General features: G+C 32.4%; 22 protein-coding genes and 2 pseudogenes. 4 read left to right on the top strand and 20 right to left on the bottom strand.

Annotated features, from left to right (window positions below; genetic code table 11):
* A pseudogene (locus tag IGL15_RS14280) lies at positions 1-796 on the bottom strand (hypothetical protein); the annotation flags it as partial.
* 976 nt (positions 797-1772) lie between these two features.
* Here IGL15_RS14280 and IGL15_RS14275 point away from each other — a divergent pair.
* From IGL15_RS14275 to IGL15_RS14265, 3 genes are all read left to right on the top strand, one after another.
* Positions 1773-2615: a ParA family protein gene (locus IGL15_RS14275; RefSeq protein ID WP_010727960.1), complete on the top strand. Its 843-nt coding sequence runs from the start codon at positions 1773-1775 to the stop codon at positions 2613-2615.
* A gap of 3 nt (positions 2616-2618) precedes the next feature.
* Positions 2619-2924, top strand: coding sequence for a hypothetical protein (locus IGL15_RS14270; RefSeq protein ID WP_010727959.1), 306 nt, complete (start codon positions 2619-2621; stop codon positions 2922-2924).
* A gap of 270 nt (positions 2925-3194) precedes the next feature.
* Positions 3195-4367, top strand: a complete 1173-nt coding sequence (locus IGL15_RS14265; RefSeq protein ID WP_002323245.1) for an IS256-like element IS1542 family transposase — start codon at positions 3195-3197, stop codon at positions 4365-4367.
* A 458-nt stretch (positions 4368-4825) separates the two neighbouring features.
* On the opposite strand, the pseudogene IGL15_RS14260 reads toward IGL15_RS14265, so the two are convergent.
* The 16 genes and pseudogenes from IGL15_RS14260 to IGL15_RS14185 form a co-directional block, all read right to left on the bottom strand.
* Positions 4826-5005 (bottom strand): annotated as a pseudogene (locus IGL15_RS14260) (hypothetical protein).
* Positions 5002-5352 carry a hypothetical protein gene (locus IGL15_RS14255; RefSeq protein WP_104765301.1) on the bottom strand — a complete coding sequence of 117 codons (351 nt, stop codon included), beginning with the start codon at positions 5350-5352 and terminating at the stop codon, positions 5002-5004. The pseudogene IGL15_RS14260 and the gene IGL15_RS14255 overlap by 4 nt, the downstream one beginning before the upstream one ends.
* Positions 5345-6670 carry a Y-family DNA polymerase gene (locus IGL15_RS14250; protein ID WP_104765300.1) on the bottom strand — a complete coding sequence of 442 codons (1326 nt, stop codon included), beginning with the start codon at positions 6668-6670 and terminating at the stop codon, positions 5345-5347. Before IGL15_RS14250 ends, IGL15_RS14255 begins: the two co-directional genes overlap by 8 nt.
* 206 nt (positions 6671-6876) lie before the next feature.
* On the bottom strand, positions 6877-7761 hold the full coding sequence (locus tag IGL15_RS14245; RefSeq protein ID WP_258077688.1) for a hypothetical protein: 885 nt from the start codon (positions 7759-7761) through the stop codon (positions 6877-6879).
* A 9-nt stretch (positions 7762-7770) separates the two neighbouring features.
* Positions 7771-8328: a hypothetical protein gene (locus IGL15_RS14240; protein ID WP_104765299.1), complete on the bottom strand. Its 558-nt coding sequence runs from the start codon at positions 8326-8328 to the stop codon at positions 7771-7773.
* A gap of 21 nt (positions 8329-8349) precedes the next feature.
* The gene (locus IGL15_RS14235) at positions 8350-8739 is read right to left on the bottom strand and encodes a hypothetical protein (protein ID WP_104765298.1); all 390 of its coding nucleotides are present in this window, start codon (positions 8737-8739) and stop codon (positions 8350-8352) included.
* A 195-nt stretch (positions 8740-8934) separates the two neighbouring features.
* The gene (locus IGL15_RS14230; protein ID WP_238702699.1) at positions 8935-9669 is read right to left on the bottom strand and encodes a class A sortase; all 735 of its coding nucleotides are present in this window, start codon (positions 9667-9669) and stop codon (positions 8935-8937) included.
* 58 nt (positions 9670-9727) lie between these two features.
* The gene (locus IGL15_RS14225) at positions 9728-12556 is read right to left on the bottom strand and encodes a VaFE repeat-containing surface-anchored protein (RefSeq protein WP_258077687.1); all 2829 of its coding nucleotides are present in this window, start codon (positions 12554-12556) and stop codon (positions 9728-9730) included.
* 539 nt (positions 12557-13095) lie between these two features.
* A complete protein-coding gene (locus IGL15_RS14220; RefSeq protein ID WP_238702701.1) occupies positions 13096-14448 on the bottom strand; it encodes an FtsK/SpoIIIE domain-containing protein in 1353 nt (450 codons plus the stop codon).
* A 151-nt stretch (positions 14449-14599) separates the two neighbouring features.
* Positions 14600-14800 (bottom strand): hypothetical protein, encoded by a 201-nt coding sequence (locus IGL15_RS14215; protein ID WP_081156955.1) that lies wholly within the window; start codon positions 14798-14800, stop codon positions 14600-14602.
* A 29-nt stretch (positions 14801-14829) separates the two neighbouring features.
* Complete coding sequence (locus IGL15_RS14210; RefSeq protein ID WP_086294294.1) at positions 14830-15123, bottom strand: LPD11 domain-containing protein; 294 nt, start codon at positions 15121-15123, stop codon at positions 14830-14832.
* Positions 15124-15138: 15 nt separating this feature from the next.
* The gene (locus IGL15_RS14205) at positions 15139-15534 is read right to left on the bottom strand and encodes a DUF961 family protein (protein WP_086294295.1); all 396 of its coding nucleotides are present in this window, start codon (positions 15532-15534) and stop codon (positions 15139-15141) included.
* A gap of 16 nt (positions 15535-15550) precedes the next feature.
* Entirely contained in the window at positions 15551-15871 is a 321-nt protein-coding gene (locus IGL15_RS14200) for a DUF961 family protein (protein ID WP_086294296.1), read from the bottom strand.
* Positions 15871-16257, bottom strand: coding sequence for a hypothetical protein (locus tag IGL15_RS14195; protein WP_081156951.1), 387 nt, complete (start codon positions 16255-16257; stop codon positions 15871-15873). The genes IGL15_RS14200 and IGL15_RS14195 overlap by 1 nt, the downstream gene beginning before the upstream one ends.
* Positions 16258-17515: 1258 nt before the next feature.
* Complete coding sequence (locus tag IGL15_RS14190) at positions 17516-17599, bottom strand: putative holin-like toxin (RefSeq protein WP_219336905.1); 84 nt, start codon at positions 17597-17599, stop codon at positions 17516-17518.
* Between the two features lie 110 nt (positions 17600-17709).
* Entirely contained in the window at positions 17710-18894 is a 1185-nt protein-coding gene (locus tag IGL15_RS14185; RefSeq protein WP_002346501.1) for an AbiH family protein, read from the bottom strand.
* Positions 18895-19278: 384 nt separating this feature from the next.
* On the opposite strand from IGL15_RS14185, the gene IGL15_RS14180 reads away from it, so the two are divergent.
* Entirely contained in the window at positions 19279-20451 is a 1173-nt protein-coding gene (locus IGL15_RS14180) for an IS256-like element IS1542 family transposase (protein ID WP_002323245.1), read from the top strand.
* Between the two features lie 27 nt (positions 20452-20478).
* Here the strand turns inward: IGL15_RS14180 and IGL15_RS14175 are convergent, their stop codons facing one another.
* The 3 genes from IGL15_RS14175 to tnpA all read right to left on the bottom strand — a co-directional run bounded on the left by IGL15_RS14175 (position 20479) and on the right by tnpA (position 23052).
* Positions 20479-21195, bottom strand: coding sequence for a hypothetical protein (locus IGL15_RS14175; RefSeq protein WP_438768088.1), 717 nt, complete (start codon positions 21193-21195; stop codon positions 20479-20481).
* A 287-nt stretch (positions 21196-21482) separates the two neighbouring features.
* The gene (tnpB, locus tag IGL15_RS14170; protein ID WP_002323589.1) at positions 21483-22631 is read right to left on the bottom strand and encodes an IS200/IS605 family element RNA-guided endonuclease TnpB; all 1149 of its coding nucleotides are present in this window, start codon (positions 22629-22631) and stop codon (positions 21483-21485) included.
* Positions 22632-22647: 16 nt separating this feature from the next.
* Positions 22648-23052 (bottom strand): IS200/IS605-like element ISEfa4 family transposase, encoded by a 405-nt coding sequence (tnpA, locus tag IGL15_RS14165; protein WP_002287522.1) that lies wholly within the window; start codon positions 23050-23052, stop codon positions 22648-22650.
* Positions 23053-23151 lie beyond the last annotated feature (99 nt).

Here is a 23151-nt window from a genome sequence, read left to right as displayed (position 1 = left end):
CCTCATACCGAACGGCATTCATCACCCACCTATAGAGGATGGGCGACTTCTGCCTAATTCTGTTAAAATCTAATTTAAAATTGCTAAAATAAATAGACAGAAAAATATTTTTATCACTACATTTAGTTAATTGTGAATATTGTTTAAAATACAAATATAATAAAGTCTTTTCATCCATTCCAGCTCTCTGTTCAACATTACTCCATATTAAATCCCAAATATCAACTTGATACGTAAAATTCTCATTCTTTAAATCTTCGATAAAAGCAAACCGATTACTATTTCTATAATCTATATCCTTTGATCTTTTAGAAATAATCCAATAATAACTATTCCTTAAAAGAAGAAAAACTTCAAAAACACCATAAATATAAAAAATCAAAATAACAATATTAGCAAATACAGCAATCAAAGAAGTAGCATCATCAGTCCAAAAAATCAATGGAATAACAATCGCAAAAAGACCTATAACAAAGCTTTTTATTTTAAGGACTTGACTAAATAATACCAATTTATCCCAAGTAAAAGAACCTTCACTATTATTACCATTAGACTCAAGAAGCAAAATTGCAACTGGTATTAATAAAGCAATTAAAGAAGCCGTAATTCCTAATAATCCATCAAAATTAATATGATTAACAATAAAAGATAGTACATGTATGAAGCAATTCCACAAAAAATCAATAACTTTTAATAAAACATCAGCATGTAGAAAATCAATCCTAAACAACAATTCTTCTCCTCCCAAAATTCCAACAAGCATACTTGTATTTGTTCTGAAAAGTAAAAAAGCCAAAGGCTTATCACTATATTCATACTTGGTTTCTGTAAAAACAATCTTAAACTATCATCTTCTCCCATTTATATTTTCCCAATAAACATAAAAAAGTTAGAAAAACAGTTGCAATTCTGCACCCGGTCATTCTAACTGATTGTTGTGCGTTTTGGTGTTGAGCATAGTTGTACCCTAAGAAAGACATTTCAAAAAAATTAAAATTATTGAAACATCGATCAGAGTACAACCTGTAAAAGTGCCTAACGTCATGCCGACGCCTTGGAGCCACTATCACATCTCTCATGAGTTGGTGCTTTCACACATTGTCATTCCCTACGATCAAACAGCCCAATCGCAGCATTGAATGACAACTACCGATTCTTTCGGAATCCTGTTTGCCACCCTAGCCGTTAACGGTCGCCACCACCCTTAGGACACAAAGTCATGAGAGTAACCTTTGCTTATGTCCGCAACGCCATTTTATAGAATCGGCTGGCATATGACCTGTCCCTTTATTCCTAGTAAAAACTAGCAAGAGTTTGTCCTCTCTTGTCTTAAAAAACTACCATTACAGCAAAAAATATGCTATAATACAGTCAAAGTGTTTACGAGTTTTTCAACTCGCTTTACTGGTCACGAACTGCAATTCGTGGGCAGTTTTTTTTTATTCTTTTTTCATAAAAAATAATATCGTAAAAGAAATATATATGCAACAACTTATTTTTTCAATTATCATATTATCATATTTATCCTTTTATCTTTTTATCTTTTATCATATTTATCCTTTTATCTTTTTATCTTTTATCATATTTAGCTTTTTTGTATAATAGCTGTTATCCTTTATAAAAGCTATTATAAAAGGAATTATTAAAGAATATCGACTATAAAAAAAGATATTTTATCATATTTATCTTTTATCATATTTAGCTTTTTAGCTTTATTTAAATATGATAATATGATAATATAGATATAGATAAATTTTTAGGAGGAGAGATAAATGGCAATAACTTTAACTGTAGGTAACTATAAAGGCGGAGTAGGTAAAACTAAAAACAATATTTTAAACGCTTATGAATTAGCAAAAAAAGGTTATAAAACGCTTGTAGTAGATTTAGACCCGCAAGCAAACGCTACTACTGTTTTACTAAGAACTAAAAAACTTCACAGTAACGAAGTTTTTAGCTTTGATAAAACATTAATGACAGCAATTAAAGAAGGAGATATATCTAATATCGAAACAGAGATTATGCCTAATCTTTCATTGCTACCTAGTTATATTGATTTTGCTAATTACAGTACCTTCTTAGATTTAACTTATGGACTTGTAGAAGAAAATGACCCTACTTTCAATGAAATTACTACTAATAAGATTAATCACTTTAAAAAACTTCTTGAACCACTAAAAGAAAAATACGATTATATCTTTATAGACGTACCACCAACAAAATCATATATAACAGATAGCGCAGTACTAGCATCAGATTACGTCTTAATTGTTTTGCAAACTCAAGAATTATCATTAGACGGCGCAATTGAGTATCTAAATGATCTTCAAAAACTTGCTAATATTTATAATGGAAATTTTGAAATAGTCGGAGTGTTACCAGTACTAATGGACGGAAATGCGAGTCTTGATAACTTTGTATTAGAAAATGCAACTCAAGTTTTTGGAGAAGGAAATATATTTAATACAAAAATACCGAATATGGCACGTCTTAAACGTTTCGACAATACTGGAATTACCGAATATGATAGACATGATAAGAAAGTAATAGATTTGTATAATATTGTCTCAGACGAATTACTAGATCGTATAAATTATTTTGAAGGAGAAAAATAAGATATGACTGATATTAATAAAAAAAGACCAACAGGTTTAATAAAAAATACTAAAATTACTCCTAATCAACCTGCAGATACTATACAGGTAAAAAAAGAACAAATAAAGAAAACAAAAAAACCTGTAGTAAAAAATCAAGACGCTAATATCAAAGTTTCTAGACAAACAAAAGATCAAATTGATATTTTAATGAAATTAACTGATAACAAATTTGCCTACGAAATGATTGAAACTATGATTGATAATTATGTAGAAACTGCTTTAGACGCCGATAAAAAGCGAGCATTTAAAACATTATCTAGTTTATAAATATGATAATAGATAAATTATCATATTTATCTATTATCATATTTACTTTTCGGAATATTTAGAATTAAAAAAATACTATAGAAACTAATCTTCAGAAAGGTATTAACTATGATTACTACTAACAAAGATTTCTTTCACAAATTTATTTCATACTATCTTATAAGATTAATGATAAAGTCCATATAATTGTGTAAAAGATAAAAGGCCATGTAACAGCCCTTTTACGGTACAATGTTTTTAACCACAAAAACATACCCAGGAGGACGTTACATGACCCAAGTACATTTTACACTGAACAACGAAGAGGTTCAAAGTATTATTGAACATTCGGTAAAAGATGATGTTTCTAAAAATATTTTAACCACTGTTTTCAACCAATTGATGGAAAATCAACGAACAGAATATATTCAAGCCGATGACTATGAACGTTCAGAAAGTCGTCAGAGTCAAAGAAATGGCTATTATGAGCGAGACTTTACGACTCGTGTGGGTACACTCGAATTAAAAGTGCCTAGAACACGTGATGGTGAATTTTCACCGACGGTGTTTGAGCGTTATCAGCGAAATGAAAAGGCACTGCTCGCTTCAATGCTTGAGATGTATGTTTCGGGCGTTTCGACACGTAAAGTTTCAAAGATTGTTGAAGAGCTATGTGGAAAATCTGTATCGAAATCTTTTGTTTCTAGCCTGACTGAGCAGTTAGACCCGATGGTCAACGAATGGCAGAACCGTTCACTCTCAGGTACGAATTATCCTTATCTGATGACTGATGTTCTCTACATAAAAGTCCGTGAGGACCATCGAGTGCTTTCTAAAAGCTGCCATATTGCGATCGGGATAACAGAAGGTGGCGACCGTGAAATCATTGGCTTCATGATTCAAAATGAAGAAAGTGATGACACATGGTCCATCTTCTTTGAATACTTAAAAGAACGCGGCCTAAAGGGGACAGAACTCATCATTTCTGATGCCCATAAAGGCCTAGTGTCTGCGATTCGTAAGTCATTTACCAACGCAAGTTGGCAGAGATGCCAGGTCCATTTTTTAAGAAACATCTTCAGTTCCATTCCAAAAAAGAATTCAAAACCGTTTAGAGAAGCAGTAAAAGCGATCTTTAAGTTTACGGATATTGAACTCGCTCGAACAGCTAAGAATGCCTTAGTCGGTGAATATATCGACCAGCCTAAATATACAAAAGCCTGCGAAATATTGGATAATGGCTTCGAAGATGCCTTTCAATACACGGTTATCGGAAATAGTCATAATCGGCTAAAAAGCACCAACCTTCTTGAACGACTGAACCAGGAAGTCCGCAGAAGAGAAAAGATTATTCGGATTTTTCCCAACCGAACGTCTGCCAATCGATTAATTGGAGCTGTCCTTATGGACCTTCATGACGAATGGCTCAGTTCTACAAGAAAATATATTAAGTTTGATCAATGAGAGACCGGTAAAACATTGTATAGTATTTTACACAGGATTATGGACTTGACTAGATTAATTCCCAGCATTCTTATTATTTCTAGTATCACTTATTACCAACTAACACACCATTTAATCTATTTAGCAGATAACATAGAAAAATATCTATTTTTTGGAAAAATCACACTAAATATTTTAATGTTTCCTTTTTCTTGCTATGGATTAAGCTATTTATATTTAAAAGTGACAAAAAAATCTTTTAGATATATTCGTCCTTGGGAAATCCAAATATTAACTAGAAGAATTCCACTCCATACTCTTATTACAATAATCTATACAGTAATTTCCTTCGGAATTCTCTTCATGATTATAGAATTTTCCTACATTATAGGAATACCAGCACTTATCTTTTTTATTATATCTGCTATAAAATCAAAAATGGATTTATAAAAATAACTCTATAGAATCCACAAGATACCTTATATATATAAAGGGGAAATATAAAACCTAAAAGTATGATATCCTGCTACAGCTTCTACGTAGAAAGAGAAACGCTCAACACCTACCTCATTTATCAAACGTTGTCCATAGCCTCAAATCTCTTCTGATAGCTGTTCAAATGTTATATACTTTAGTTCATATTGCTGAATTATGTTCATTCTAAGTGACTCCATTTATGTTCCTGGTAAAATTCAATATGACGTATTTCATCGTAGTGAATTTTGTTTTTTCCAATATAGATCCCTAGCTCATCACTCCCTAATATCTTGCCAACGATATCGTCTGGATAGTATCCTTCAGCATTTCGTTCTTCTTTTTGAATACATAATGGTCTATTTTTTATTACTGCAACATTTAATACTTCAGAAATCTCTTCAGTCGTCATTTGTTCTTTAGCCAAGTTTTGTTTTGCTCGTTGTTCTTTTTCCGAATCGATCTCTTCAGTATGATCTGATAAATAAAATCCAGCCCATTTTAAACGCCCTCGATCATTGTAATCAATCATTTTTAAGCCCCCCAGTGCCTCCTGCATGACCACCAACTAATGTGCTTCTTGTAATACTTCTAGCACCTTCAAGCTTGGAAGAAGCATGTACAATTGACGTAAAACCATACTTCTGCCTGATTTTATCTATTATTTTGTCTAGTTTTTCGTCATTAATTTGTTTTTGCGGATCACTAAACAAATCTAACTGAAGTGAATCAGTATACACAAGCTTGCTATAAGTAATCCCTACGTGTCTTACTTCTTGCCCTTCATAATACTTATCAAACAAGAAAAGACAGTAGTTTTGTAGCTCTTTTGTGTTGTCTGTGATAGGTATTTTCATTTGGTGTGAAAAACCCGACTTCGTTTCTAAAATCGACGTACCTATATTTAAATGAACACAGCCCGTTTTGCAATTGTGCCGTCTGATACGAATAGCTACTTGTTCCGCCATTTCTTTTACCACCAGCTCGATTTCACTTTTCCTGGTATAATCTCGTGGTAACACTTGTGAATTCCCATAAGATTTCTCTTTCGTTGGTTCTGGTGAGACAGCTATATCTGTTCGATCAATGCCGTTTGCATGAAAGTACAGCTGTAATCCAATTACACCTAAACGGTTCTTAATAGTGTATGGATTCCAATTAGCTAAGTCTTTAATACTCATGATACCCATTTGATTGAGTCTTTTTTTCATTCGAAATCCAATGCCCCAAAAATCCGTCATTTCCGAAATATTCCATACTTTTTCAGGAACGTTTTCGTATGTCCATTCCGCAATGAATCCTTCATTATGCTTGGCTTCATTGTCTAAGGCAAGTTTAGCTAATAACGGATTATCTCCGATACCTACCGTAGCTATCAATCCTAACTCTTCTTTAATGTGTTCTTGGATCATTTGAGCTAACTTCTTTCTACGTTGATTGCGTGTTCCTTCATTAGTAAATAAATTTAGTGAGCGAGTTACTTTTAAAATCGATTCATCGATCGAATAGATCAATAAATCTTCGTCTGCTACATATTTTCTAAAGATATTGTTTACCTGCATGTTTCGCTTAATATAAAGATTCATGCGTGGTGGAACAACATGTAACGCTTTAGGAAATGGTTGCGGTAGATCTCTTGGTCGACTGACATTAGAAATACCATATTTTTTTTTTGCAGCTGGTGAAGAAGCTAAAATCAACCCTGAACCAGTATTATCAGCATGACTCATAACAACTAATTCAGTCGTTAATGGATCTAAGTTTCTTTCTATACATTCGACACTTGAATAAAAGCTTTTCATATCAATTAAAAAGTAATCATTTACTGGTTCTTTCGAATAATCCAGCATGAATAACACCCTTTCTTTTTTACATTATACAAACATATGTTCGCAATTGTAAAGAAGAAATAGTTAAACATAAAAAAAGAAGAGGTAAACTATTACCCTGCTTCTCTTAATGAACAAATAAAAAAACAGATTCTCATATATTGAGTAATCTGCTTTTCCTTATACCTTGTTATAGTCCCTCTCTTCAAAGTATTCTCCTGTTAAAATTAATATCCGTACTCTACATTGTTAATTTTCCAAACAGAATCTTCTTTATTTAAAGTTATAACCAATGCAGGTTTTCCACCGATATTAGATAGCTCTAATGAATTAATTGCAGGATTGCTAAAAATTACAGACATGTTTTGGTATTTGTGATCATTTAATTGTAATGATTCAGCTATTCGATCACTCTCTTTGTCTTTTATTTTGCTCTCCAAGATAGAAGAATCGAATGTATAAGAATTATTTGTTGGACGAATATTATCGTTTGTTACTTCTATTTTAGCAACGTTCTCTCCTTCAGAATCTATATATTTCACTTTCCAATCTTGGCCATCAAAAACTATAGTATTTCTTTCTATATTAGCATTCATGTAGCCATTATCTTTAGTCTTTATTTCTCCCCAATATTTGCCAGTATATTGAGCTAAGAAAAAGAAGTCTATCGGGTATTGAAAAGGTGTATGTTGATTCATTCTTTCAAATTCTTCCTTGATATGTTTCAATGCTGTTTTTGTATAATAATTTTCCAACCCTATTTCTTTATCTAAGTTTTTAAAAATAAGTTCTTTATTCTTATTAATTTTTATTTCTTGCGGATAGTTTTTATCAATATAACGAGCTTTGTAAAAATCATACCGATAACCTAAAGGTAATCCTGTATCAGTAAAATTGACTGCTCCTTTAATAAACAAACTAGTAATGTTAGATAATTTTCGTTCATAAACGACTGGTACATGCGGAGTAAATGGTAAATCCTCACGATTCAGCAACTCGCACACTTTTAAGTATTCTTCCTTTTCTTTTTCACTAGGACTACTGGAAAACATTAAAAAACCGTATTTATCACATAAAATACGGTGCAAAGGAGCACTAAATTCAATTTTCATTTTTTCTCCTTAATTTTTATGTTTTTTTCTATAAGAATTAACCAAATGATCTGTTAAAAAACTTTGTTTCAAATGTTGGTATCCAATACGTTGCATAGTTTCATTTACTGAAATCCGATCATTTTCATATCCCTTTAGATATTGATTGCGTTCATTAAAATATTCGGAAGCTCGTTTTCGTTCATATTCCTCAATAAAATGTAAATCTGCTTCCTCAAATTGGAAAATAGACAATAGCTTTTCAGATTTTAAGGATTCAATATGATAATGTATAAAATTATCTTCGGTCAATTCTTCATCTCGACAATCAAACAAATCTAAACGAGACGTTCCAAAATCAATAATTTGTTCCTGCAAATACGCATAATCTGGTCCACGCCGATTGGAACTATAAAATTCATACCAACCTGTTTCTGCCTTACGTAATTCTGCTTTTAACAATGCTTTTGATCGATCAGACGATAAATCCGCAAAACTGGACTCTTGCACTACATAGCGCACCATTTCTTCATACCGATAGAGATACTCAGAAAGTTTGATTTCTGAACCTAAATAAACAAGTTCCATTTACATTCTTCCTTTTACATATCAAAACAAACCTAGCTCTTTCACAGCTTGATTAAGCATTTCTTTGGCTTTTAACTTATCAACTGATTTTAAATTATCATAGCTATCTTGTTTTAAACCTTGCAATTCAAATTCTTGTGTAGCATAAATATGCTTCAATCGACGTATTAAATCCAATACATCATATTCTCCTTGCCACAATCGAGAATAATTATCTACATCAAATACACCCAATTCTAATTCAGGACGATTATATGGATTAAAGCGACTAATATACTCCTTTTCAATTTTTTCATAAGAAGACGAAACTAATTCTTCCGCTGAAAACCAACGTCCTATCGCAAACGAATCAGGATAACTTCCAATAAAAAATTCATCGCCTTTCACTAAATCCCATATATTAACTTTCATAAAAATTACCCTTTCCAAAGATAAAATTCTGCATCTATATAAGTAAAAATCATTTAATCGTATTTCTTTATGAATTTATTTCTCTTTCCATTAGTATGTCTTCATACTTTTCAACTGATAAAATAGCTGTTAAAACAAACCCAAACATCGTACCGACAAATACACCGCCTATAAATAAAATCATTCTATCCCCTCCTAAACTGCTTCACAGCGAACCATTAAACGACCATCAGTTCCATCAATTGAACTGTCACAAGTAATTAACGTTAAAATACCATTTCCTTCTGAATCGAAAATAACTTGATTGTCTTCTGCTGTAATATGTTTTACTCTTGTAACCTTGAAATTCATGATTTTATTTTTATAAGTAACTTGTACAGAATCATTTTTCTTCACATTTTTAATACCACCAAAAAGCAAGCCAGCATTGGTCATATAATGACCTGCTAAAGCAAAATTTCCTTTACCTAATTCTTGATTAGGTTTCATTGTTCCAGCACCAACACTTAAATTTTCTTGACTCATTCCTTCTAAAATTGGAAGGTTCATATTGATACTAGGAATTTGAATCATGCCAGCTCCAAAAGTAGAAACAACTTTTTCAGCATTCACTTTCTTCATTGCTTCCACAGTCAATGGCTTAACATCTTTACCAATATAATCAGGTTGTTTTTTAGAATCACTAATTTTGATCTCATTGCTCTGTCTTGCGTCTGTTGAATTTGATCCTGTTGTCTGAGTACTATTCTTGTTTTTCTGCTGTTTCTGCTGTTTCTCCATGGCTTGAATAGCAGTACTTTGAACACTTTGAGTCGTTTTATCTAGTTCTTGTTGCTGGTGTCCAAAATAAAAATAAGAACTAAGTCCAGCAATTAAAAAAATAGTCAATGAAACAACAATCAATTTCCAATGTACAAATAAATTTTTCATCATCTTCTCCTTATATAAAAAAAGGAGTACCGTTTTTTCCGATACTCCTTTTTTACTCTTATTTAGCTGTATTTCTACGTTTTACAATAGAATAAACAGACACTAGAAAAGCAGACACCCCAGCTAAAGCTAGACCAATCAATCCTTTTGATTGATAGTTTTCTGATCCAGTTTGTGGCAATGGTGTTTCTGGTTTATTTACTTTGACAGTTTGTCCTTTATCGTTTAAATCTGCATGAGTAGCGATCACTTTATCGCCAATATTAACACTTTCAAAGGCTACAAGTTCTTTATTTTCTAGTCCAGCGGTATTAAACGTAAATTCAACGTTTACCTTGCCGTCAGGCGTTTTGGCAACAAATTTGGCTGTTCCAGTCACTTCTTTTCCGTCCACTAATAGAGCTTTTCCTGTTTCTTTGTCCATTAGTTTTCCTGTAACAGTGTACTCTTTGCCAACAACCAATCCTTTATAGGCAACTTCATCATTGACTGTTACTTTTTGATCGTTTGCCAGTGTTTTATCTTTATCGGCTTTATCAGTGGCTGTTGTACCGATTTTCGGCGTTTTCTTATCCACTTTGACAGTTTGACCTTTATCATTGATATCTGCATGCGTAGCAATTACTTTCGTGCCAAAATAAAGATTTTCAAAAACAACTAATTCTTTATCATCTAAACCTGCAGTATCAAAAGTAAATTCGATATTTTGTTTTCCATTCGCAGTTTTTGCTGTAAATTTAGCACTTTTGGTTACTTCTTTTCCGTCAATCATTAATGGTTTTCCTGTTTCTTTATCCATTAATGTTCCTGTGACAGTGTACTCTTTACCAGCAATCAAACCAGTATAAGATACTTCATCAACCACTGTTACTTTTTGATCGGTCGCCAATGTTTTATCTTTATCGGCTTTATCCGTTGCTGTCGTTCCAATTTTTGGTGTCTTTTTATCGACCTCTACCGTTTGCCCTTCATCGTTAATATCCGCATGAGTGGCAACTTCTTTATTATCAATTGACATACTTTCAAAAGCCACTAGCTTTTTACTGTCTAGGCCAGCGGTATTAAAGGTAAATTCGACAGGTACTTTTCCGTTTGGTGTTTTTGCTGTAAATTTAGCACTTGCAGTCACTTCTTTTCCATCAACTAACAAAACTTTTCCAGTTTCTTTATCCATCAGTTTTCCTGTCACAGTATACTCTTCACCAACAATTGCGTTTTCATACGTTACTTCATCAACGATTGTAGCTGTTGTATCTGGTGCAAGTATTTTATCATTATCAGCTTTATCTGTAGCTGTCGTACCAATGACGATATTTCTTAATTTCCAATTGATTTTCTGTTCATCTGTCCTATGTTCATCATCAACGCTGATTAATGAATTGGCTGGTTGTACCGCAGAATCTCCCCCGTATTTAAAAACATGAACAGATTTAATATCGCCCTCAGACGTAATTTTTAATTCACCTGTTGGTGTACCTTTTGGAATTTGAATGGTAATTTCTTGATTAAGTGGTAAATTGTCTTTTGAAATTTTTTTACCATTTTGATCTAAAATACGCATACCCGGAATGTCTTTGTCAAAGCTGACACTTGCTTTACCGTCTGTTTTGTTTGCTTCTGATTTGAACTTGTAGTTATAGTAGATATCGTCCTCAGACTCATTGACTTTTTTCAAATCATAAGTTGTATCCGTAGACGATTTACCATTTTGTACGTGATCCCAAATAATATCAAACGCCTTGTGTACTCGATCAATTTCTGCTTGTGAATGTTCAGGAGTATCTTTAATATCTGTTGTTTGTACTTCAATGACATGTAAATGCTTATCGCTTAACTCAATTTCATCTAGAATTTCTTGTAGTTCTTCTGTTCCCTTGATTTTATCGATTTCTAGAATTACTTTAGCAGTAGCCGCAGCCGAACGTTTAAACCAATTTTTAGAACGCTCATATAACTGTTCATTAGGTTCTATCGATAAACGCATTTTTTCGGCATCTCCTAAGAAAAAAGCCCATTTTTGATTTGTTTTCCAATATCTACGTTCAACACCAATTTTTCGATCAGTAAACTGTAAATAATCTTTCATAATTCCTAAAGCAATTGCTGGCAAATCACCAGTTTTTAGAAATTCAGAAATAGCTAACATGGCACGTTCATTTTTAAACCGCAATTCATACCGATTTTTTATTGGGACTTCTTCCACTGGTATTCCTAATTTACGAGCCTGTTCGTAGTTTTTCTGATAAAACGTGATATAAAATTCACTTTTCTTTGAGCCAAAATAGATACTTGTACCTTCTTGTTTACGTTCTGAGATACTTCCTGAACCGTTAAAATCAAACTTGCGAAAACGAGAAATCAATTCTTGACGAAAAATCTTATTTAACAGCGTAGGAATACTAAGGTATTCTTTATAATCATTAATTGCCAAATCAAGTCTTGTCACTCTACATTTATAATCAAAGCAAGCATAAAAAAAATCAAACCACGATCTTCCTTGTGCTTCGAGAAAAGCTTCAAATTGACGACATCCTTGACCTGATAATTGAATTAATACGCCACGTTCATCATTTTTCTTTGAATAAAGAACTTGAATATAGTCTAATTGATAACCACCTATATACCCATATAAATGAGATTCTACCTCAGCAAAATAAGCTTTATCAATTTTCAATACATCCTCAAAAATACCTGTAGTATCATGTGTTGGGAAAGTGATTCTCAAATAATCAATAATGCATTCAAGAGGCTCATGTCGATCTTGATCTGCAATATAATCAAGTATTTTACTTAAAGTTTCTTCCGAAACTCGTGAAATTCCTCTTTCTAATTCACTAATAATTTGACGACTTACACCAATTTCTTTCGCAAACTCTGTTTGCGTCATTCTAAATCTTAATCTAGAAGCCTTTATACTTTTAGCTAAATGGCTAATGTGTGTATTCTCAATTGCTTTTCCCTCCTAGAAATTTTAGTTGTCAAAATCGGGATTTTTTTTTTTAAGTATGCAACCAAAAGAAATGCCTATATATCAAGCATTACTACCATAATTTTTCTTAATTTTCCACATTACTACCCCCCTGTTAGAATATGGGGGTTACAGCTTGACGAGCAAAGCTCGCCAAGACCATTTTTCCCCGCATTTTTGCTTGAAAATGGCGCAAAACCGGCGCCTTTCACGAATTTGTAAGCTTGCTTGTACACGTCTCGCTCGAGGAGACCTCGGCTCGTCGTTGCGTTCATCGGTGGGCGCTGTGGCGCCCACCTCTCACAAGGAGACCTTGTTCGCTCCGCACCGCAAGCAACAACTTCGGAAAACTTTTCAACCCAGCAAAAATGGGAAAAATGCTCTTATACCTTATTCCCATTTATTAACAGTCTGGAGATAAAAATTTTCTAAATAGCTTAAATTTGTAACACTTTTTACTAAATTCCTCCTTTGATTTCTAATTCTTTTTCAAGTTGTTCCTTCTCAGATTCTGTTAAATTCAATTTTGAATAGTCTTCTTCAATCATTTTAGGAATCTTAGACAGTGCTTCTTTAAAATCAAAATCTTTTGGAACTAAAGGAGAATAATTTTCTCTAGGCATACCACCATCACTTATATATCCTCGCCCACGAACATCATTATTAAAGAAGTTCTTGTTTTCTGCAGATTTCCCAAAAATCATAGCATAACCAGTACTTTCAAGCTTTCCTAAGGAAACACGCACATTAAATTGATCTCGCAATTTTCCGTCTATATCTTCGGTATCTGGACGTTGCGTTGCTAAAACCATAAACACACCAGCTTGACGTCCTTTTAGAATAATTTGTGTTAATGGCTTCATAATTTCTAGACGTTTTCTAAAATCATCATTTACTTCTGCCATTAATGCACTCCATTCATCAGCAATTACAAAATAAGGCGCCATATTATAATACGTATAATCAGCTCCCCATTTATAGTCAGGGTGTGTTTTCATATAAGCAAATCGATTTAACATTTCTTTTTCAGCGTCTCTCAAACAGCGAGCAATACGATCTACGCCACTAAAAGCATGATTCTTAAAAGCTGGTAATTCCCCAATAGAAACTAAGTCTGCATTTTTAGGGTCACAAATGTAAACTGTGCCAATCTGCGATAAATACAACACAAGAGTAAACAAGAAAAACGTCTTTCCTCCACCAGTACCACCACCAATCAACATATGGGGCATTTTGGCAAAATCCCAAACAAAATCTTTCATCAATTGAATAGAAGTTTGAGTGACTTTCACGTCTCGAATAGAAATTCGATTAGTACCTAATCCGATCAGCAATTCATACTTTGTAAACCCTAATTCGCTAGTAGACTCAATTAAATCAGCAAAAAACATTTGCTCCAAAACAGGACCAATTTTTAACATCTGTTCATGATATCTTTTTCCATCAGTTGGAACAGTAATCTCCGTAGTAAATTTTTTATGCCTATAATAAACTCTAGGAAACTTTATTACTTCACGTGTTTTTCCATCTGTATTTTTTTTCGTTTTACGATCTACCCAATTACGACTAAGAATCATTTGAGCTAACATTTGTCGGTGTAAAACACGAACAAAATATTTCCCTCGAATTTTAGAAGTTTTACGTATCAACGATAAACTTCCAAAAATGAGAATCAACATTCCTACTAATTCAACCATTGGAAATAGTAACTGAGTATACTCAATTTCCCCACTTTCAATCATTGGCTTCACAATAGGATAGATTTTAAAGTAACAAAAAAAGCCTACCCCAACTAAAAAAGGTAAAGCCATCAAAAACAGATATAATCTATAAATATTTAAATGGATTTTTCTTATCCTTATACCTCGGTAATTAAAAAATTTTGAGATAATATATCCCTCCTTTTAACCGTAGGTCTACTAAGCGAAAATAAATCAAGTTACAGAATTATAAAAAAATGATCTATTCAAAATCGCCAAGCACATAAAATTTACCTAGCCCTAACCATGCGCATTTATACGCCATGTGCCAAGCTAATTCAATTTCTTCTTCTGAAAAGCGATAAGCAAATTCATATTCGCAAGTAAGATAAAAACCTTCCTTTGAATCTTCTATTTGAGCAAAGAATTTATTTTGCTTTAAATCAAATAAAACATATTCCATACTTATCTCCTTTCCATACTAATAAAAATCTAACCTATCGTTAGTCCTGATAGTTCTTCTAATTCAGCTTTATCATGTTCCAATTGTTGCAACGAATACCATTCGGGCTGTTCTTCTTCCGAAAAACTGTTTAAGATATCTTTCATGGTAGAAAAATGACTATCTCTTCCTCCCCATAAATGATTATCCAAAATGAAATCAGCATTACTTTCATTTTTATCTTCTTTAGCCGATAGAAGTAATCGTCGACAATAACCAACCTCTTGGCGCATACGATCTAACAACTGATACCTAAACTTAACATCACGATCCAATACATTCATTTTGCTACCCCCCAATTATTTGTTTGGGGTGTCTTTTTGATTTTTTGAATCATTTTGTAGTTTTACGCCCGCTGGTTCAGAAATTTTTCTAATATCTTCAGCAAAAACCTGAATATAAGAATTTGAAAATGTTCCATTACCAAATCCATATAAAGTTGTACTAGGATTGATAATTTCTACCTTATCTCCAGCAACCAATTCACGTAATGGTGTTTCTACTGGAATTGTAATAATTTCCTCTGAAAGTTGTTTTCTTGATTGAACAACATAACGTCTATGAGTTGCCTTACGTTCACCTGTATCCTCATCAACTTCTGTTTTATCTGACTTCATACGCAAAAATAGTAATTCTCCAAATGTCTCTTTTGAATCAATTTCCATCCCTGCATTTAATTCATTTCTTTTTGGCATTGATAATTTCCTCCCACTAAGAATTTCCTTTTTTCATATTTTGTGCAAATATACGCCAACCTACAATTGCACCATTATTAGTACTTTCACTCATAGGCTCTACTTTCACATCTTCAATAGTTACAACGTCTCCAAAGTTAAATTCAGACAAATTAACACGAGTAGGTAGAATAATTTCAATAGTTTCTGACTGACGAGAACTTAACAAACGACAATAATTTCCAATATGTCTACGATCTCGCCCCGATCCTTGCATATATTCTGAACCTTTAATTGGCTTTCCTACAAAGGACAACGTCCCAAATGTTTCTTTTGGTTTAATTTTCAAAAAATCCATTACTCTTTTCCTTCTTTCTCTTTGATTATGCGAATATATTGATTCGCTGTAGCACGTAAATTGGCTTCTTCCATCTCAACACCATAACAAAACGAAGGTATCGCTTGTTTATGGATCACATCAATACAAAAAGCACAATACTCACGCTGATTTCTAAAGGTCTGATCTTCCAACTTATCTGGTAAAATCTTTAATGCAGCCTTATAGTTTTTTTCTTTTATGAAAGTGACACTTTCTTCGAAATCAACTTCAAACTTTCGTAAATATTCTTGAACACCTAATTCTTCTAAACGAAGTCTATTTCTTTCATAGACTTTTCTATGGTGTATCAGCATTTCTTTTAGTTCAACTTCTAATTGCTGATTAAAATAATCAATATTGTTCATTAACGTACCTCTCTTAGATACTTTCCTGTTTAAATGTGCTATTGCTGTAGTAGCAATCTTCTTTCAGGAATCGTCTTGGCATTACTGCTCGGATTGCACGCCTGAAATGCAGACTCTTTGTCAATCAAGTACCCTGTTTACCCTTACGGTTTACCAGTTCCATCTAGTACCATCAGCGCCCCCCTTCTAAGCGGACGTCTTAAGGATTTTATAAATGGTTCCTCAACCAACTACACAAATGAATAAAGTCATGCTATAGTATAGTTTCCTAGGCTATGCTATACATGTTTGTTAATGTGTATAGAGAACAAGAAATAAGCTATTACTGGATTTTTTCTTGTTCAATATTCAGTTATCAAGGATCAATCGTTAAGAAATAACGAGTTGATTGTGATTCCATTTGATAACGCCAAAAACGAAAAAAGGAGTTAATTGCCTAAATAGCAACTAACTCCTTTTTTCACTGTCATAAGCTTATAAAAACACCTTACTAAGTAACAAATCATGCTACAAAAATAACTTTAAAAATCTATCCTTAATTTTTTCATCTAAAAATAGGCACAAAAATCCCTGTAAAGATAAGAAATTAAAAGAAATTCATAGAAGTATTTATTGTATTATGTTATCATGTTACCGTTGTGGCGAAAGCCATGACGGTGAAGGAGCCTAGGGACTAGCTAGGTCTTTGTGGCTTTCTTAGCTTCGAAGGGTTACCAGCCCTGAGCGGAAAGCCTTCCTTCATTTTTTTTGTATTCAAATGTACACTTAACTGACTGTGTTAAAAATCACAATCAACTCGCTTTAGACTTTACCCTTAACTAAAATAATTGTCAAGAGTAAAAAAAGAAATAATTTTATCTGTAAAATTCAACTAAGCAAATTTTACAAAAAAATTTTAGCATAACACAAAAAAATACGCAAACATACGTTCTCGTTTTTTCAAAAAACAATGATATCACTTCATAATCGTATAATTTGAATTCATAATCGTAACGTTAAATTACAATAAAAAAAGAAAAAAATGAGTTTTTTTTACTTTTTCACTCTTTACTTATCATTAAATTATTTACGCATTTATCAACAAACGTACAATATACTGGAAATAACCAACAATCTAAGCTATAATAAAAACGAAAAGAAAAAGGAGCCATGCGCGAACATAGCTCCAATTCCTTTTGTAGAACCGTTAAAAAGACGGTGACTTTGAATTAAATGTTTTTTTAACAAACCATCTATCCTCTGTCAAAGTGTTAGATGGTTATTTTTTGTCCTTATGGTCAATTATCAGCAAAACTAACGTCGCAAAAGCGATCATCAGTTGAATTGCTTCAAAAGTTGACACTTGCTTACTCCCTTCTAGGGATAAAGCTATGAACCATAGGCATCACCCCTTTTTCAAGAGATTAGCCACCATCTTTTCACTTTTCTACTTCCAAATTATACCATATATTATCATCTGATTTCTTCGATAATCAGTCTTTTTTCTAACAATAATTTATGCAACAAATTTTTTCCTTTTTTAGGATTATCAATACTAGGTGAATAAGTATATAACATTTTACTAATTTTTTGCGCTAAATCTAATTCCATATCTTCTCTAGTATAATCGCCATATTTTTTATAATAAAAAACTAATCTAATTTTTGACTGATATAACTCATAATGATCAAAAATAGTTTGAAAATATGAATAATCCAATGTACTTAAAGAATGTCCAAAAAAAACTATTTCATCAATTTCTTCTTTATCTGGTAAAATATTCTCTTGATAGGTTACAGCCAATTTTGTTTCAGTCATCTGACGAAAAGTTTTAGTAAATCTATAAATATCTTTAGTAGGATCAACATTCTCTTGATCAATACCAAAAATAATATTGTTTTCCTTAACTGTTCCATGAACATTAATTATTTTTAATTGATCCTTAAAAGGATTAGTATAATTAAAGGAAAATACTTTGTCTGAAATATGTGGAATGGAAGAAGCTTCTACCATTGCCAATAAAAGATTACAAGCTTTGCTTTCATAATCATCATTAATTATACTTCTTATATATTCAGCAAAGTTATTCTCAAAAGTTCTTAATTCATCATACAAATAATTCAAAAGATTCTTGCTTTCATATTCATTTCTATCAGGTAAAAATGAAGCTAAATGTAAACAAATTAATGTTTCTGCATTAACACCTGAAAAAACACCGCGTAAAGTTTTTTTTATCATATTCAAATTGGGAAATTTAATATTTTCATCTGTAGAACAAAAGAAATCTAACATTTTTTGTTCTATATCTTGCCATTGTAAATCCTTTTCTGACCCACCTGAATAATAAAAAATCAAATCCCAAAAAGTTAAATTACTATCTTTAATTACGCCATATACACTATGAGTTCCTATTCCATTATTAACCTGTAATGTTCTTCTAACTTGAATATATTCCTTAGGTTCTTTAACTTTAAAAATAGTATCATATCCAAATAAATCGTCACCGATCATTTGATCCCTAAAACATTTTAACGCATCATTTAACACTTCTTTAATTTCAGAAGTTATTCTGTTTTCAAAAAAAGCTTTGTATGTTGACTTTAAATTACATGCTAAATCAAATCCATTTCCTAAAATAATTAATTTTTTATTATTCAATAAAAACACTCCATACTGTTATTTTTCAAGATAGTTTACATAATCGCTACTATCCCAAGTACAAGCTCTACCAAGCCTTTTTTCTGCTAACTTTGTGAAGTGAAATTGGTCTAGTTGAAACATACCGAATTTTACTCATTTTTTTAATTTAAAAGTTTGTGAATTTAATACCTCTATACTAAGAAAAAAAGTTATTTAATACTATATAAAAAATTAAATTAATTAGAAAATTTGCCGATAACGTAACAATACATAATAAACTCCATTTAATCTTGTTAATCCTAGATAAAGTCCATATAATTGTGTAAAAGATAAAAGGCCATGTAACAGCCCTTTTACGGTACAATGTTTTTAACCACAAAAACATACCCAGGAGGACGTTACATGACCCAAGTACATTTTACACTGAACAACGAAGAGGTTCAAAGTATTATTGAACATTCGGTAAAAGATGATGTTTCTAAAAATATTTTAACCACTGTTTTCAACCAATTGATGGAAAATCAACGAACAGAATATATTCAAGCCGATGACTATGAACGTTCAGAAAGTCGTCAGAGTCAAAGAAATGGCTATTATGAGCGAGACTTTACGACTCGTGTGGGTACACTCGAATTAAAAGTGCCTAGAACACGTGATGGTGAATTTTCACCGACGGTGTTTGAGCGTTATCAGCGAAATGAAAAGGCACTGCTCGCTTCAATGCTTGAGATGTATGTTTCGGGCGTTTCGACACGTAAAGTTTCAAAGATTGTTGAAGAGCTATGTGGAAAATCTGTATCGAAATCTTTTGTTTCTAGCCTGACTGAGCAGTTAGACCCGATGGTCAACGAATGGCAGAACCGTTCACTCTCAGGTACGAATTATCCTTATCTGATGACTGATGTTCTCTACATAAAAGTCCGTGAGGACCATCGAGTGCTTTCTAAAAGCTGCCATATTGCGATCGGGATAACAGAAGGTGGCGACCGTGAAATCATTGGCTTCATGATTCAAAATGAAGAAAGTGATGACACATGGTCCATCTTCTTTGAATACTTAAAAGAACGCGGCCTAAAGGGGACAGAACTCATCATTTCTGATGCCCATAAAGGCCTAGTGTCTGCGATTCGTAAGTCATTTACCAACGCAAGTTGGCAGAGATGCCAGGTCCATTTTTTAAGAAACATCTTCAGTTCCATTCCAAAAAAGAATTCAAAACCGTTTAGAGAAGCAGTAAAAGCGATCTTTAAGTTTACGGATATTGAACTCGCTCGAACAGCTAAGAATGCCTTAGTCGGTGAATATATCGACCAGCCTAAATATACAAAAGCCTGCGAAATATTGGATAATGGCTTCGAAGATGCCTTTCAATACACGGTTATCGGAAATAGTCATAATCGGCTAAAAAGCACCAACCTTCTTGAACGACTGAACCAGGAAGTCCGCAGAAGAGAAAAGATTATTCGGATTTTTCCCAACCGAACGTCTGCCAATCGATTAATTGGAGCTGTCCTTATGGACCTTCATGACGAATGGCTCAGTTCTACAAGAAAATATATTAAGTTTGATCAATGAGAGACCGGTAAAACATTGTATAGTATTTTACACAGGATTATGGACTTGACTTAATCCTAAATCATCAATATCATCTTTATTTCTATCATTAATTACTTCTTCAAGTACTTCTATAACCATATCTAAAGTATTAACATCTATTAAATAATAATATCCTAGTCCACCTAAATTTTTTATAAAATTATATGTCCATTTTTGGTGTTCTTCAATTTTTGATCTAACATCTTCAAGTATATCATCATTAAAAACTTCTTTCGTCCTACCTATACCTATAAAAATACTAGGTTCCGTTGCATATTTAAAAATACTATCTTTTAAAGATTCCTGATCATAAATTGAATTGTCAATAAACATACTAAATCCAATAATTCTAAAAAAAACTATTGGTTCAGCTTGTTTAAACATAAATTCTAATAACCTATTAGCAAAAAGTTTACCCTTCAAATCTTTCTCAGGTATTAAAATATAACTTCTTTTTAACCAATTCATATAAATAGTTTTTAATGTAATATATTTTTTTTCATTTTTCGAATGTTCATCAAAAATTAGCTCATCTGGAAGAAACATACTTAAATCATAATAATCATACTGTTTATAGTACGAATGAAGAATAGCAAAAAAATTTGTACCTATATGAGATAAAAACTCTTTATATTGATTATCATCTAAGCCTTTTAAAAAATTGTTAAACCATTCTTTATAGTAATACTGATAAGAACTATTTCCCAATGATTGTCTAGTCAACTCTAAAAAAATTTCTTCTAAAATACCACGAAAAACAAAACGATTGTTATCAAAATCTTCAGTTAATTCGCTTTTAATTAGTGTTGGGAATTCTTTATTTAGTAATTCTTGTACCTTGTCAATATTAGTGAACTACTCACCACTTAGCTAAACCTGACGGTTCTTAACGCTTGAAGTGGGAGCTTCTTGGGAATAGAGCATACTTGATAGCGTATTTCTTTACTAACAGCGGTGTCTCTTATTTACCAAGCTATCCCCGTAGTTCCTACGGTTCTTGATGATTGGATCTAAGCCAATCCCATAGAATGTAGTCTTAGACCTTCGGTCAGAATATTGATACTAGCATTGATATCACGATCATGATGAGTATGACAAACAGGACAAGTCCATTCTCGAATTTCAAGAGATTTCTTGCCATCTTTATGTCCGCACTCTGAACAAATCTGACTAGACGGAAACCATTTATCTACTTTGATGATTTTTCGTCCATACCAGTCAGCCTTGTATTGTAATTTAGTCACAAACTTTGACCAAGAAACATCAGAAATACTTTTAGCTAATTTATGATTTCGCAACATACCTTTTGTGTTTAAGTCTTCAATACAGATAATATCGTGATTTTTGATCATTTCTGTACTCAACTTATTCAGAAAATCAGTACGTTGATTCATTACTTTTTCATGCAATCTAGCTACTTTGCGTTTTTGTTTTTGATAATTTTTAGCTTCAAATAGATTGGTACCTTTATTTTTAGCCAATAAAGCACGCCTAGACAATTTGCGTTGTTCACGCTTTAGTTTCTTTTCCATTTTGGACGTGAATTTATTATTATCAATTTTTTGTCCATCAGAAAGAATCGCAAAGTCCATAATACCTAAGTCAATACCAATTGTGGAATTAGTTTTAGGTAATTCGATAATTTCTTCTTTACACAACAAAGAAATATAGTATTTACCGCTAGAATGACGTGATATTGTAGCAGATTTGATAATCCCTTTTGGTTGTCTATGAAGCTTAATTCTTACTAATGACTTCAATTTAGGAACTTTGATGAATTTACTATCAATCAAAGCAATTGTACCATTTTGATTATTCGTTGTATAACTCTGAACAGGATTTTTCTTACTTTTGAAACGTGGAAATCCAACGGATTTATCCCGAAAAAAATTCTTGTATGCTTTATCTAAATTAAGTTGGGCATTGGCTAAAGCAAGGCTATCAATTTCTTTCAAAAACGGAAATTCTTTCTTGTATTTAGCTGGTGTCGGAAAAGTCATTTTTTTAGAAGAATCATTTTTAACTTCTTCATACGCCTTTTTTCGGTCATCAAGCATTAGATTGTAGACCTTACGGACACAACCAAAAGATTTGGCAAAGAAGATTTCTTGTTCCTCTGTTGGATAGATTCTGAATTTGTATGCTTTTAGTTGTTCCATAAAGTTCACCTACTTTCTATTTATGATTGTTTCCTTGATTTTGGATATACTTCTTAATCACATCAATTGGTGCGCCACCAGTTGTCAGAAGACAAAAGCTTTTAGACCAGAACATTTCTTTCCAAAGAAATTGTTTGACTCTTGGAAAGTCACGTTTTATCAATCTTGAGCTGGCACTTTTATAGGCATTGATGAATTTTGTCAATTCTGTTTTAGGTTGAGCTTTGAACATAATATGAACGTGGTCTTTATCATGATTCCACTCCACTAAAGTAATGTGATACGATTCTGAAATTCTTTCAAAAGTAGTTTTGGCATAATCAGATATTTCATCATCAATCACTTGTCTACGATATTTCGTTACTAAAACAAGGTGGTAATAAAGAAGAAATACTGAATGATTATTTGTATCTAATTCCATGTTATATCAACTCATTTCTTGTATAGACTGATTGTAACATGGGACAAAATAAAAAGGCAATACGCCTTAGTTGTCGGTCTTCGAGTTACCAACGGTAAC

Source organism: Enterococcus sp. DIV0436a, assembly GCF_051711605.1.
In the GTDB taxonomy this organism is placed as follows: Bacteria; Bacillota; Bacilli; order Lactobacillales; family Enterococcaceae; genus Enterococcus_B; species Enterococcus_B faecium.
The sequence above is the reverse complement of the archived record's forward strand: the minus strand, read 5'-3'. Positions and strand labels throughout refer to the sequence as shown.

Bases quoted from the DNA above. Each gene is read 5' to 3' on its own strand.
- IGL15_RS14275 (WP_010727960.1), top strand. From the start codon at position 1,773: ATGGCAATAACTTTAACTGTAGGTAACTATAAAGGCGGAGTAGGTAAA.
- IGL15_RS14270 (WP_010727959.1), top strand. From the start codon at position 2,619: ATGACTGATATTAATAAAAAAAGACCAACAGGTTTAATAAAAAATACT.
- IGL15_RS14265 (WP_002323245.1), top strand. From the start codon at position 3,195: ATGACCCAAGTACATTTTACACTGAACAACGAAGAGGTTCAAAGTATT.
- IGL15_RS14255 (WP_104765301.1), bottom strand. From the start codon at position 5,352: ATGATTGATTACAATGATCGAGGGCGTTTAAAATGGGCTGGATTTTAT.
- IGL15_RS14250 (WP_104765300.1), bottom strand. From the start codon at position 6,670: ATGCTGGATTATTCGAAAGAACCAGTAAATGATTACTTTTTAATTGAT.
- IGL15_RS14245 (WP_258077688.1), bottom strand. From the start codon at position 7,761: ATGAAAATTGAATTTAGTGCTCCTTTGCACCGTATTTTATGTGATAAA.
- IGL15_RS14240 (WP_104765299.1), bottom strand. From the start codon at position 8,328: ATGGAACTTGTTTATTTAGGTTCAGAAATCAAACTTTCTGAGTATCTC.
- IGL15_RS14235 (WP_104765298.1), bottom strand. From the start codon at position 8,739: ATGAAAGTTAATATATGGGATTTAGTGAAAGGCGATGAATTTTTTATT.
- IGL15_RS14230 (WP_238702699.1), bottom strand. From the start codon at position 9,669: ATGAAAAATTTATTTGTACATTGGAAATTGATTGTTGTTTCATTGACT.
- IGL15_RS14225 (WP_258077687.1), bottom strand. From the start codon at position 12,556: ATGACGCAAACAGAGTTTGCGAAAGAAATTGGTGTAAGTCGTCAAATT.
- IGL15_RS14220 (WP_238702701.1), bottom strand. From the start codon at position 14,448: ATGGCTTTACCTTTTTTAGTTGGGGTAGGCTTTTTTTGTTACTTTAAA.
- IGL15_RS14215 (WP_081156955.1), bottom strand. From the start codon at position 14,800: ATGGAATATGTTTTATTTGATTTAAAGCAAAATAAATTCTTTGCTCAA.
- IGL15_RS14210 (WP_086294294.1), bottom strand. From the start codon at position 15,123: ATGAATGTATTGGATCGTGATGTTAAGTTTAGGTATCAGTTGTTAGAT.
- IGL15_RS14205 (WP_086294295.1), bottom strand. From the start codon at position 15,534: ATGCCAAAAAGAAATGAATTAAATGCAGGGATGGAAATTGATTCAAAA.
- IGL15_RS14200 (WP_086294296.1), bottom strand. From the start codon at position 15,871: ATGGATTTTTTGAAAATTAAACCAAAAGAAACATTTGGGACGTTGTCC.
- IGL15_RS14195 (WP_081156951.1), bottom strand. From the start codon at position 16,257: ATGAACAATATTGATTATTTTAATCAGCAATTAGAAGTTGAACTAAAA.
- IGL15_RS14180 (WP_002323245.1), top strand. From the start codon at position 19,279: ATGACCCAAGTACATTTTACACTGAACAACGAAGAGGTTCAAAGTATT.
- tnpB (WP_002323589.1), bottom strand. From the start codon at position 22,631: ATGGAACAACTAAAAGCATACAAATTCAGAATCTATCCAACAGAGGAA.
- tnpA (WP_002287522.1), bottom strand. From the start codon at position 23,052: ATGGAATTAGATACAAATAATCATTCAGTATTTCTTCTTTATTACCAC.